The following is a 13,310-nucleotide window of genomic DNA, read 5'->3' on the forward strand; positions in this document are numbered from 1 at the left end:
AATGAAAGGTGCAATAAAATATTTAGTGATTTCTTTATCAGTGCTTAGTATTTCATTATTAATTTATTTAATAATTGATTTAAATGCTACAATTGACGAATTAGTAGTTAGCACTCTAGAACAAGAATCGGAACAAGTAAAATCTGAGTGTGAAGATCTTTTAGAAAATGTAACCAATGAATTTATTATCTATGAAGAAAATTTGAGTGCTTCAAAAATTGATTTAAATAAAAACGACTTTTTTTACAATACTTTTATTCCGCTCTTAAAACATTCCAATATAGTTTCATCTTTATTGCTTGCTAATGCAAATGGTGATGAACTAATGCTGTTAAAAATAGACAGTGTTAACTATATAAGTAGAGTTAGTTTTGATCAAGAATCGACTGAAATAGACATAAAATATAAAGATGGAGAAATCAGTTTTCTAGATTCTTCTGCAACTAAAGAAAAATATGATGCAAAAATTAGACCCTGGTTTATTAATGCTTACCAAAACCCAAACAAATTAAACTTAACAAAGCCATACCTTTTTTTTAGATCAAAAAAAATGGGCGGAACAATATCTAAAACCTTTATATCTTCTACTGATACTATGGTTTTAGCTTTTGACATTTTGTTGTCGGACATTTCTAAAGTCACAAAATCATTAGATCTAAGTGAAAATGGATTCTCTTTGGTCGTAAATGAAGAAAACAAAATAATAGGACTGCCTAAACTTCATTTTGCTCATGATAGTAGTAACAACCTATTAAAGTCCTTTTCAGAAGTTAATCATCCCCTATTAAATATGATAAGTAAAGAAATTGATTTGTCTGAAGGAGATCAAATTTTTAATGTTGACTTTGAAAATAAGTTTTGGTGGGTCAAAAAAAGTGACTTTAATTTTTGTGGACATGGGTTTAAAATTATTTTAGCCTCACCAGAATCTGATTTTTCACCAACAATAAATTCAACTAAGATAGTTTTATGGATTTCTGTTTTTACTATTGTGTTTTTTATAATTATAATTAATGGATTGTTTAAAAAGAATAATCGTTATATAAAAAGCTTATTTGAAAAAAATATTGAAATACAAAAACAAAAAGAAATAGTTGAAGAAAAGAGTAAAGAAATAACAGATAGTATTGAATATGCTAAGCGAATACAATCAGCAATTTTACCTCCCGAAAAATTGGTTAAAGAATATTTGCAAGAAAGCTTTATTCTTTACAAGCCAAAAGATATAGTTGCAGGTGATTTTTATTGGTTCGAGCAAAAAGATAATATGATAATGTATGCAGCAGCTGATTGTACTGGTCATGGAGTTCCCGGAGCAATGGTTTCTGTAGTTTGTAATAATAGTTTAAACAGGAGTGTTCGTGAATTTGGACTTGCAATTCCAGGGGAAATTTTAACTAAAACAAGGGAATTAGTTATTGAAGAATTTGAAAAGAGTGAGGAAGTAGTAAAAGATGGGATGGATATTGCATTATGTACCATAGATGGGACAACGCTAAAATATGCTGGGGCAAACAATCCTCTTTGGTTAATTAGAAATGGTGAATTATTAGAAACAAAGGCAAGTAAACAACCAATCGGCTGTTACGATAATTTAGAACCTTATCCCACCCATACTATAGAATTACAAAAAGGAGATGTAATTTATACATTCTCTGATGGATATGCTGATCAATTTGGAGGAAAAAAGGGGAAGAAATTTAAAGCTAAAGCATTTAGAGAGTTGTTATTAAGCATTCAAGATAAATCAATGGAAGAACAAAAAATAATAATTGATAATGCTTTTGAAAATTGGAAAGGGGATCATGATCAAGTAGATGATGTTTGTGTGATTGGAGTGAGGATATAAGATTATTTTTTTTATTTTTGAATAAACCAAAAAATTTCACTAATGAATAAATTTTTACTTAATACTTTATTACTATTGCTTTCTCTCTCTGTTTTATCTCAATCAAAAATTGATAGATGTTCAACTATGGAAGTTGATGCAACCTTGAGAGCAAATAATCCTCAAATAGGAACTCTTGAAGACTTTGAAGAATGGTTAGCTCCAAAAGTTCAAGAATATAAAAATAGTGTTCAGTCTGGTAATGCAAAAAAAATGGTTTATAACATTCCAGTAATTATTCACATTATTCATAATTCTAATGAGAGTGTTGGTTCTGGTAGAAATATATCTAATGCACAAGCGGTTTCTCAGATTAAAGTTTTGAATGAAGATTTTAGAAAGTTAAATGCGGACTTTTCAACAACCCCTTCAGTTTTTCAAGCTGTAGCAGCTGATTGTGAGATTAATTTTTGTTTAGCTTCAGAAGATCCAAATGGGATTGATTTAGATGAAGAAGGAATTGTAAGAATAGATGCTTCTACATTGTCTGGAGTGGGAAATACATCGGGAGGTTATGACAAGCCTACAATTGAATCTTCAATTAAGCCTGTTACTCAATGGGATCCATCAAAATATATGAATGTATGGGTAATGGAATTGTCAGGCGGATCATTGGGGTATGCTCAATTTCCACAATCATCTGGATTATCTGGATTAACTGGAGGAACTACCACTGCGAATACAGATGGAGTTGTAATAACTTATAATGCTTTTGGGAATACAGGTACTTTAAACCCTCAATATCCTTTAGGAAGAACTGCAACTCATGAAGTGGGGCATTTTTTGGGTTTAAAACATATTTGGGGTGATGATTCTCCTCAATCAATACAAAATGGGACGTGTGATAGTGGTGAATGTGATGGTAATGATTTTGTGGATGATACCCCTGATGCTTGTGAACCAAATTATGGGTGTAAAACCTATCCTCATAATGCTTTTAATTCATGTGGGACTGATAGTGATGGAGAAATGTTTGTGAATTATATGGATTATGGAAATGACGCTTGTTTAACTATGTTTACTAACGATCAAAAAGCAAGAATGATGGCTGTTATGCAAAATTCTCCAAGAAGAGCTGAACTTAGTTCATCATCTGTATGTGGTTCATGTCAAGCTAATAAAGTTGTTTCAGATCAAAATTTTTCTGATACCGACACACCTATTTTATATGAGGATGATTTTGGAACACCTCCTTGGGGTTGGATCTCTGGACATAATAGTTTTGGAGATGATGCAAAATGTGAGCAATTTGAAGGTTGGGTTTCGGGTGTGGAATATGAAGTTCTTACTCTATTTGGTGTTGAAATTTATTTTGCTAAAGCTTATGATGCCACAGGTTCTAGTACAGTTAGAGTTTCTGTTTGGAATGATAATGGATCTTTTAATTCAGAGCCTACAACCCTTATTACTAGTGAGGATTTTCCAATTAGTCAAATAACAACTGGAAACCCAGAAGTTGTCGATCCGACATATATTTCATTTTCTAATCCTCCATCATGGTATCCTCTAAATGGTAATAAATATTATGTGGGTATTGAGCTGAGTTATGGAGTTAATCAAGATTCAGTAGCAATTTATACAAATACTGATGATCCTTCAAATAATCAAACTTCATGGGAAAAATGGAGTGATGGAACTTGGCACCAAATGTATGCTCAAGATTCATGGGGCAAAAACGTTAACTTTTTAATTATGCCTGATTTGTGTACTCAAATAGTTGGTGTACAAGAAAATGATAACGTAAATAATGATATTAATGTTTATCCAAATCCAACAACAGGATTAATTAATATTGAGTTTGAAAATGGTGAATTTTTGGAGGTTTATAATCTTTTAGGTGAAGTAGTTTTGAATGAAACCATAGCTGCTGATCAATTTTTAGTTTCGTTAGACTTAACAGATAATCCAAATGGTGTTTATTTTGTTTCAATCAAAACAAATGACAAAATTTTCACTAAAAAAATATTACTAAGTAAATAGGAAGTTTCTATCGATTTATGTTTGGCTTATGTGAATGAAATATAATTTCAATTCTAATCTAATATTTTATGATTTAGGACAAATAAGGTATTAAAAAAAGCGAAAAACGTAATTCCAATTTGAGTATCTAATGTGTCTTCAGTTAGCATCGAAACCAAAATAATTAAGAAGAAAGCCACATATAAATAGTTTTGGTAAGATTTTGTTTTAACCATAGGGTAAAACAAAAACCAGCAAAAAAGAACTATTCCAACAACCCCAAAAGTTGCTGCAATTGTTATGTATTGGTTATGTGCTCTAAGTCTAAATTGAGGCTTTAAAGTAGAATTGTTTAGTTCATACTGTTTGTCAAAAGCAGCTTGTATGTCACCAGATCCAACTCCTAAAATTTGATTGTCAATAAAGATTTCCAAACCAGTTTTCCAATATTCTAATCGCATTAGTATAGAGTGACCATTAATATCTCCACCATTTTTATAGTTATCAAATTCCCATATAATATCAAACAAACGTTTATCGATGCTTGACATATTTACCAACTTGTAATTTGCTACGCCATTTTCTATGGCATTTATTTCTTTTGGTGTTAAATTATAAACAGAGAGGCTGTCTTTATAAACTCCTTTAGAGGTTAGAAAACGGGTAAGGGTAATTTTTAATTTCTGTCCTTTTAAATCATTTCCATGAAAAGGCAAGGTGCTTTTTTTCTCCCATTCCCAGAACATTTCACCAAAGCAGTTGTTTCGAAATGTATAATAACCATTCTCTTTGTTTGTTGCTGTAGAATCATGAAAATAAAATCGTCCATTTGCAGTTTTTTCTAGCTCTTTTAAAGGTTTATTATTTTCATAAAAGCTAGAGTATGATTTTTCTAATTTATAACCTCCAAAAGCTAGAATTAATATAGGGCTGAGGAATAAAGCAATTTTTAGAGGCTTAAGTTTTAATTTAAAACTAAAGAACAAAATCATTAAAACAGTTACAACAAATAAAATAGCAATACCAGTAAATAAGGAGATAAATACCATAAAAATTGAGAGCCAAACTATAGTTAAAAGCCAAACAATTTTTTCTTTAGCATTTGGAGTTTTAAAAAAGTAATAACCAGCACCAAAAATGGCTAAACATATTTCTAATCCAAAGCGGATGTGAGAATTAAATCTCGATAAATCTCGATAATCATGAATAGTAATTCCAAGCCCTCCAAGCTTTACAAAAACACTCCAAAAAGAAGAGGAAAGAACCCCTCCTATATAGATTATAAAAAATAATTTTAGCTCTTTTGCTGTAAATTTTTTTGAGAATAGCACAAAAGGGATAACAAAAAGTGGGAGTTTTCTTTTAATATCTTTAAAAGCATAACCGAAATCAGATGTATTAATTAATCCAATTAATGTTAGTCCAAAAAAAGCAATTAAAGCTATAGCTAATGGGTTTGTAAAAAACGCTTTGATTTTGTTTTTAAGATTTCCATCAACAATCCAAGCAACAGAGATTAATAACTGACCAAGGCCCAACAAAGGTTTTGAAAGCGACAATCCTACACAAATTGATATTGCACCAAAAAGATAAAGGTTATGAGAATTAAAATAAGGGTTTTTAAAACTGCTAAGCATTTTAACTTTCTACTTGTTTGTCCCGGCTAAAATCGAATTGTACAAGTCTTTATCACCTAATGTTTTAATAGCCTCATTAAGGGTTGCATCCTTTTTTAAAGAAATTTCAATTTGCCCTTTTTGATAGTAGTATCGACCAACAATTTCAGTCTCTAAAATCTTTGAAATCTCTTCCTTAAACGTATTTAAATCATCACCTTTATGTAAGCTTAATTTTTCTTTTAATTGCTCATATTCAATTTTAACATCTTCAAAATACTTTTCTTCTTTGGTTGTTTTTTCAAGAGAAGCTAATAAATCTTCACTTTCAGTTGTGTAGGCATAATCTTTATCCGAAAGAAACTCAACAAATGATTTATAATCTTCTGCAGATAATTCAAACTCTTTTGCAGGAGCAATAGTTTCATGTTTTAAACGATATTCTGTAGCGAAATTAAAAAACAAGCTTTTAGTTAATAAACTCACTGAAATATCACTAATAGGTTCACGATCAACTTCAATATCAGGAGAAATACCTTTACCATCAAAAACTGGACGCTTATTGTGAACGGTTTTAAACTCGGTAATCAAAGAATCAGCAATTTCATTTACTTTTCCTTCATCATCTCTGTGTGAATAGTCTAATTTTTGAATACATCTTCCGCTTGGCGTATAATATTTAGCAACGGTTACTTTTAGTTTTGAATTATAGCTTAATGGTCTAACTGATTGAACCAATCCTTTTCCAAAAGATTGAGTTCCCATTACAATAGCTCTATCATTGTCTTGTAAAGATCCTGAAACAATTTCAGAAGCTGAAGCCGAACCACCATCTATTAAAACAACAACAGGAATGTCCATGTCTAAAGGATTTAAAGTAGCAACATAAGATTTGTCCCAGTCTTTTATTTTTCCTTTAGTGTTAACAATATCAGCACCTTTTGGCACAAAAAAGTTAACAATACTTACCGCTTCTTTAAGCAATCCTCCACCGTTCCCCCTTAAATCTAAAACAAGCGATTGCATATTTTCTTCTTTCAATTTATTAAAAGCTTCTTTTACTTCAGCACTTGCAGTTTCTGTAAAGCCAGTTAGTTTAATATATCCAACAGAATCAGCCACCATTCCAAAATAAGGTACATCTTTAATTTTCACTTCTTCACGAGTTACTTTTTTTAATAAAGGCTCAGGAGTACCTGGTCGCTCAATTTTCAATTCAATCGTAGAGCCTGGTTGTCCCAATAAAAACTCTCTAATATCTGTTGTTGATTTTCCTTTTACTGATTTTCCATCAACTTCCAAAATTTTGTCACCAGCAATTAAACCTGCTTTAAAAGCACCAAAGCCTTCGTAGGGTTCAGAAATAATTACATAATCACCTTGTTTTTGAATTAACGCACCAATACCGCCGTATTGACCAGTGGTCATCATTTTATAATCTTCAATATTCGATTCTGGGATGTAATTGGTGTAAGGATCTAACGATTTTAACATCGCATCTATCCCTGTTTTCATTAATTTACCTGGGTCAGAATCATCAACATAATAAATGTTTAACTCTCTAAAAAGAGTTGCGAAAATGTCAAGGTTTTTAGATACTTCAAAATAACTATCAACAAAACCAACTGAAACTACTGATGAGATTGCTATACTAACAATCAACACTATTTTTGAAATTCTATTTTTCATCTTTTTTATTTTAATGTTAAGGTACAGGATCGTATCCATTTCCACCCCAAGGGTGACAAGAAAAAATCCTCTTTAAAGCTATCCAACCACCTTTTAAAGCACCATATTTATTAATTGCTTCAATGCTATATTGCGAGCAAGTTGGTGAATATCTGCAATTTTGTCCTAAAATGGGCGAAATGCTTAATTGATAAAATCGAATTAAAAGGATAAATATTTTACTTAATATCCTTCTCATTCAAAGCTTTTAAACGTTTTAAAATTACTTTTATTTTTTCTTCAACCTCTTTGTACGTAAAAATTTCTTTAGCGGTATAAATAAACATTACATTTAATTCTTGCCCATTTTCTTTAAGGCTTTCTTTTAATTCATGATTATTTAAGCGGTAAGCTTCTTTTATTCTTCGTCGTATTAAATTTCTGTTAACTGCTAGTCGGATGTTTTTTTTAGGCACAGCAAAACCTGCGTTTAGATATATTCCTGTCTTCTCCTCTTTTTTAGTATAAACAACTCTTATAGAAGGCTCATTTACAGAACGACCTTTAGCAAACAAAAACTGAATGTCGTTGTGACTTTTAAGGTGTTCTTTTTTTGAAAATTTGTTGTTTAACTTCATAATGCTAAAGTCAAAGATACTTTCATTAAAAACAATAGGCTTTAATTTCTAAAACAAAAAATATAAATTAAGTTAAAAGGTTTGATTTGGCTATTTTTGTCAATAAACCAAAACAACACATAGATTCTTTCATTTTTAAACAATATTGACACTGAGCTTTTTCTGTTTTTAAACAGTATTCACAACAATTTTTTTGATGTTGTATTTGAATGGATTTCTGATCGTTATATATGGATACCTCTTTATTTAGCGCTTCTTATTTTACTTTTTGTAAAATTTAAAAAAGGGTTGCTTTATATCGTTCCATTTATTGTAACGTTAATTTTTTTAAGCGATAAAATTTCTGTGTATTTTTTTAAAGAGGTATTTATGCGATTACGGCCTTGTCATAATCCTGAAATAGCTAATTTGGTTCATATTGTTAGTGATCATTGTGGAGGTCAATATGGATTTGTATCTTCTCACGCTACAAATACTTTTGCTTTAGCAGTTTTTGTAGGCTTGCTGGTAAAACAAAAAATTTCCTGGTTGTTACCAACACTTGTAATTTGGGCGGCAGTTGTATCTTACAGCAGAATTTATTTAGGAGTTCATTATCCTGGGGATGTAATTTGCGGTGCAATATTGGGTGCAATTATTGGCAAATTTGTTTTTATGATGCTTAGTTTTATCAATAAAAAAATAGACAATAAAATAGGGTTATGATAAATTATATAGCAATATTTATTGGTGGTGGTTTAGGAAGTTTATGTCGTTATGTTATATCTAAGTTTAGCACCTCTTTTTTTGATGGAAATTTTCCATTAGGAACCTTTATTTCAAATACATTAAGTTGCATAATTTTAGCAATTTCAGTATTACTTTTTGCCAACAAAATTGATGCAAGCACCACACTAAAGTTATTTTTAATTACAGGGTTTTGTGGAGGTTTTAGTACCTTCTCAACCTTTAGTTTCGAAACATTTGAATTATTAAAATCAGGCAATTATTTCGTTGCTATATTAAACATTTTACTAAGCGTTATAGTTGGTGTTGGATTGATTTATATATTATTAAAAAATCAAGGTTAATGAAGAATTTTATTTTAGCCATTTTATTAATGGCAACTACAGTTTCAAACGCTCAAAACAACAAGCCAAAACTTGTTGTTGGTATTGTGGTTGATCAAATGCGTTACGATTATTTAGATCGCTATTGGAATAAATTTGGTGAGGATGGGTTTAAAAAATTAATTAATAATGGTTTTAATTGTCAGAATACCCATTACAATTATATGCCAACCTATACGGCTCCAGGGCATGCATCTATTTATTCAGGAACAACACCAGAAAACCATGGAATTATAGCAAATACTTGGTTTAATAAAGAGTCGGGAAAATATTTTTATTGTACTGAAGATACAACAGTAGCTACTTTGGGGAGTGGTTCTAAAAATGGACTAATGTCTCCTAAAAATATGATTACTACAACAATTACAGATGAGCTAAAATTAGCAACTAATTTTAAAGGTAAAGTAATCGGCGTTTCATTAAAGGATAGAGGAGCAATATTACCTGCAGGGCACAAAGCAGATGCAGCTTATTGGTACGATGGCGGAAATGAAGGAAAATGGATAAGCAGCACATACTACATGAATGACTTGCCAAAATGGGTGCAAGATGTTAACTCTAAAAATTCAGCAAATACCTATTTAAACAAACCTTGGAATACACTATTACCAATAAAAGATTATACTGAAAGCATTCCTGATGATAATCATTATGAAGGAACATTTACAGGTGAAGAAAAACCTATTTTTCCTCATAATTTACCAGCTTTAAGAGATAGTAATTCAAACTATAGTTTAATTAAAGCTACTCCTTTTGGAAATACCATTTTAAAAGAAATGGCAATTGCAGCAATTAAAGGAGAGCAGCTAGGGAAAGATGATATTACCGACTTTTTAGCGATTAGTTTCTCTTCACCTGATTATGTGGGGCACCAATTTGGACCAATGTCTATTGAGGTGGAAGATACTTACTTAAGATTAGATAGAGAATTAGCTGAGATTTTAACATTATTAGAAGCGCAATTTAAAAATGATGAAGTTTTAATCTTTTTAACAGCTGATCATGGAGCAGTTAATGTTCCCCAGTATTTAATTGACAATCATATTCCTGCAGGTTATTTTGATATGAAATCTGCTGCAAAAGATTTGAGTAAAAAATGTAAAACTCAATTTGGCGTAGATAGTTTAATTCGAAATATTTCTAATAGCCATGTATTTTTAGATTACAACCGTATTGATGCTAATAAACTAAATCAGAAAAAAATTGAAAATGCTATTGCTACTTGGCTATTGGACTACGAAGGCGTTGCATTAACATTAACAAGAAATAGTTTAGAAAGCACAAAATTTGATGAAGGTATAGCCTCAATAATTCAAAGAGGATTTAATCAAAATCGTTCGGGAGATATTTTGTTTACACTTGAATCGGGCTGGATAATGTCTGGGTACTCAACAGGCACAACACATGGCTCTCCTTATCAATACGATACACATGTACCATTGCTTTGGTATGGTGCTGGTATTGCAAAAGGTGAAACGAAAAGTAAAATTGTAATACCAGATATCGCTGCTACTTTAGCAGTAATGTTAAATATTCAGGCGCCAAGCGCATGTACAGGATTACCAATTAAAGAACTTGTAAAATGAAAACATTAAATACGCTTATAATCGCCTTGTTTATTTTTGTTGGATGTAATACTCCAGAAAGAGAAAGTAACGAAACAATAGAGTTAATTAAAGAAGATACATTAGAGTTAACAGATAACGTAAATTTAAGAGCATCAAAAACAGAAGTTTTAACCCCTCAAGATTCTTTTTTAATGATTTTTTCTAGTGTTTCTGAAATGCAAAAAACAGCGGATTATTCATCATTAATAAATGAAAACTATGGCGTTTATATCATCAGTAGCAATGGAGCAATGCCCCAAATTGAAAAAAGCTATGAACTTAATGCTGCTATTTTAACCAAAAAGATTTCCAATAAAGCAATAGTTGGAGAGTTGCCAAAAGTAGTTTGTGAGGATTTTATTTACAACAAACAGGGATGTTTTGCTCAAGAAATCAATTCACTATTAGATGGTCAAATATGGAACTATTGTGATTTAAATGAGAAGGAAAAACAGGCATTTATAGCTGTTGCTGAAACAATAAAATATACTGTAATCGATACAGAAAGTTATGTTTATTATTTTTCAATAGTTGATGATATATGGGCATTAACTTTTATAGATGTTCGAACACCTTGTGAAGGATAAAAGCAATCAAAGCAGCAGAAAAAAACACCCTTCTCGTTTGTTAATTTTTATGTTGATAAATACTATCAACCAATAAGTATTTACCGCTTATAAACGGCTTCGTTTTGTTATATTTGTTACACTTCAAAAAACGAGAAATTTTAGATAAAATATGAGCGAAGAAAAAAAAGGCTATTCAGCCGATAGTATTCAGGCATTAGAAGGAATGGAGCACGTTAGAATGCGTCCATCAATGTATATTGGAGATGTTGGTATTAGAGGTTTACATCATTTAGTGTACGAGGTAATTGACAACTCAATTGATGAAGCTTTAGCTGGGCATTGTGATACGATTACAATTAACATCAATGAAGATAATTCAATTACTGTAAAAGATAACGGTAGAGGTATCCCTGTTGATATGCACAAAAAAGAAGGTGTTTCTGCTTTAGAAGTAGTAATGACTAAAATTGGTGCCGGAGGTAAATTTGATAAAGATTCGTATAAAGTATCTGGAGGATTACACGGTGTTGGTGTTTCTTGTGTGAATGCACTTTCTGAGCACCTACACGCTATAGTATATAGAGAAGGGAAAACCTACGAACAAGAATATTCAAAAGGGAAGGCTCTTTATCCTGTAAAAGAAACAGGAACAACAGACCATAGAGGAACTCAAGTTACTTTTTTACCAGATAAATCTATATTTGATTCAACCATTTATAATTATGAGACTTTAGCAAATCGTATGAGAGAATTGTCGTTCTTAAATAAAGGAATTACAATTACCCTTACCGATAAAAGAGAAGTAGAAGAGAATGGTGAGTTTAAAGCAGAAGTTTTTCATTCAGACGAAGGGTTATCGGAATTTGTAAAATATATAGATTCTTCTCGTGAGCCACTTATTGCAGATGTAATTAGTATTGAAGGAGAAAAAGGTGGAATTCCTGTTGAAGTAGCTATGATTTATAATACATCATATGCTGAAAACATTCACGCTTACGTAAATAACATTAATACTCACGAAGGAGGTACTCACCTTTCTGGATTTAGAAGAGGATTAACAAATACACTTAAAAAGTATGCTGATGCTTCAGGAATGCTTGATAAGTTAAAGTTTGAAATTTCTGGAGACGACTTTAGAGAAGGATTAACAGCAATTGTTTCTGTAAAAGTTCAAGAACCTCAGTTTGAAGGTCAAACCAAAACAAAATTAGGAAACAGAGAAGTTACTGCTCCAGTGAGCCAAGCAGTAAGTGAAATGTTAGAAAACTACTTAGAAGAACATCCTGCAGATGCAAGAGCTATTGTTCAAAAAGTAATTTTAGCGGCAACTGCTCGTCATGCAGCTCGTAAGGCTCGTGAGATGGTTCAACGTAAAAATGTTTTAACAGGTAGTGGTTTGCCTGGTAAATTAGCTGATTGCGCATCTAAAGATCCTGCTGAAAGTGAAATATACTTAGTAGAGGGAGATTCTGCAGGAGGTACAGCAAAACAAGGTAGAGATAGACACTTTCAAGCAATTATGCCTTTAAGAGGAAAGATTTTGAATGTTGAGAAAGCGATGTCTCATAAAATATTTGAAAACGAAGAGATTAAAAATATCTATACGGCATTAGGAGTAAGAGTTGGTACAGAAGAAGACGAAAGAGCATTAAACACAGAAAAATTAAGATATCATAAGGTTATTATTATGTGTGATGCCGATGTTGATGGTTCGCATATTGAGACGTTAATTTTAACATTCTTTTTCCGTCACATGCAAGAGCTAATTGAAAAGGGATATATCTACATTGCTACACCTCCATTATATTTAGTTAAAAAAGGAAAAGAGCAACGTTATTGTTGGAATGATGATGATAGAGATAGAACAGTTCAAGAATTGAAAGGAAAAGGATCGGAGTCAAGTGTTGGTATTCAACGATACAAAGGTTTAGGAGAAATGAATGCTGAACAACTTTGGTCAACTACAATGAATCCTGAGTTTAGAACATTAAGACAAATTACTATCGAAAATGCAGCGGCAGCAGATCATACATTCTCTATGTTAATGGGTGATGAAGTGCCACCTCGTAGAGAGTTTATTGAAAGAAATGCGAAGTATGCAAACATCGATTTATAAATAAGAATTCAATGTATAATCAAAGCCCAAGAATAGATATTCTTGGGCTTTTTGTTTTCTGTAAATAGACTTCTTTACAACAAAAAACGATTTTATTCGTAATATTATACTGCTTTGGCATAGACTTTGCCAACTACCAA

General features: G+C 31.4%; 11 protein-coding genes. 7 read left to right on the top strand and 4 right to left on the bottom strand.

Features of this window, described 5'->3' with window-relative positions:
• The first annotated feature begins 1 nt into the window (after position 1).
• On the top strand, positions 2-1,849 hold the full coding sequence (locus tag FRY74_RS10140; protein ID WP_147101106.1) for a SpoIIE family protein phosphatase: 1,848 nt from the start codon (positions 2-4) through the stop codon (positions 1,847-1,849).
• Positions 1,850-1,891: 42 nt separating this feature from the next.
• On the top strand, positions 1,892-3,868 hold the full coding sequence (locus FRY74_RS10145) for a M43 family zinc metalloprotease (protein WP_147101108.1): 1,977 nt from the start codon (positions 1,892-1,894) through the stop codon (positions 3,866-3,868).
• 53 nt (positions 3,869-3,921) lie between these two features.
• Here FRY74_RS10145 and FRY74_RS10150 read toward each other — a convergent pair whose 3' ends face one another.
• The 4 genes from FRY74_RS10150 to rnpA are packed head-to-tail and all read right to left on the bottom strand — an operon-like array spanning position 3,922 to position 7,769.
• Positions 3,922-5,484: an O-antigen ligase family protein gene (locus FRY74_RS10150; protein ID WP_147101110.1), complete on the bottom strand. Its 1,563-nt coding sequence runs from the start codon at positions 5,482-5,484 to the stop codon at positions 3,922-3,924.
• A 9-nt stretch (positions 5,485-5,493) separates the two neighbouring features.
• Positions 5,494-7,152: a S41 family peptidase gene (locus tag FRY74_RS10155; RefSeq protein ID WP_147101112.1), complete on the bottom strand. Its 1,659-nt coding sequence runs from the start codon at positions 7,150-7,152 to the stop codon at positions 5,494-5,496.
• Positions 7,153-7,168: 16 nt separating this feature from the next.
• The gene (gene yidD, locus FRY74_RS10160) at positions 7,169-7,390 is read right to left on the bottom strand and encodes a membrane protein insertion efficiency factor YidD (protein WP_147101113.1); all 222 of its coding nucleotides are present in this window, start codon (positions 7,388-7,390) and stop codon (positions 7,169-7,171) included.
• Positions 7,371-7,769, bottom strand: coding sequence for a ribonuclease P protein component (gene rnpA / locus FRY74_RS10165; protein ID WP_147101115.1), 399 nt, complete (start codon positions 7,767-7,769; stop codon positions 7,371-7,373). Before rnpA ends, yidD begins: the two co-directional genes overlap by 20 nt.
• A gap of 288 nt (positions 7,770-8,057) precedes the next feature.
• On the opposite strand from rnpA, the gene FRY74_RS12905 reads away from it, so the two are divergent.
• The 5 genes from FRY74_RS12905 (at position 8,058) to gyrB (ending at position 13,170) form a co-directional block, all read left to right on the top strand.
• The gene (locus FRY74_RS12905) at positions 8,058-8,474 is read left to right on the top strand and encodes a phosphatase PAP2 family protein (protein ID WP_223265865.1); all 417 of its coding nucleotides are present in this window, start codon (positions 8,058-8,060) and stop codon (positions 8,472-8,474) included.
• Complete coding sequence (crcB, locus tag FRY74_RS10175; protein WP_147101119.1) at positions 8,471-8,839, top strand: fluoride efflux transporter CrcB; 369 nt, start codon at positions 8,471-8,473, stop codon at positions 8,837-8,839. Before FRY74_RS12905 ends, crcB begins: the two co-directional genes overlap by 4 nt.
• Positions 8,839-10,464, top strand: coding sequence for an alkaline phosphatase PafA (gene pafA, locus FRY74_RS10180; RefSeq protein ID WP_147101121.1), 1,626 nt, complete (start codon positions 8,839-8,841; stop codon positions 10,462-10,464). Before crcB ends, pafA begins: the two co-directional genes overlap by 1 nt.
• Positions 10,461-11,072 (top strand): hypothetical protein, encoded by a 612-nt coding sequence (locus tag FRY74_RS10185; RefSeq protein WP_147101123.1) that lies wholly within the window; start codon positions 10,461-10,463, stop codon positions 11,070-11,072. Before pafA ends, FRY74_RS10185 begins: the two co-directional genes overlap by 4 nt.
• Before the next feature lie 151 nt (positions 11,073-11,223).
• Positions 11,224-13,170 carry a DNA topoisomerase (ATP-hydrolyzing) subunit B gene (gene gyrB, locus FRY74_RS10190; protein WP_147101124.1) on the top strand — a complete coding sequence of 649 codons (1,947 nt, stop codon included), beginning with the start codon at positions 11,224-11,226 and terminating at the stop codon, positions 13,168-13,170.
• The last annotated feature ends 140 nt before the right edge of the window (positions 13,171-13,310 follow it).

This window comes from Vicingus serpentipes (assembly GCF_007993035.1).
Taxonomy (GTDB): domain Bacteria; phylum Bacteroidota; class Bacteroidia; order Flavobacteriales_E; family Vicingaceae; genus Vicingus; species Vicingus serpentipes.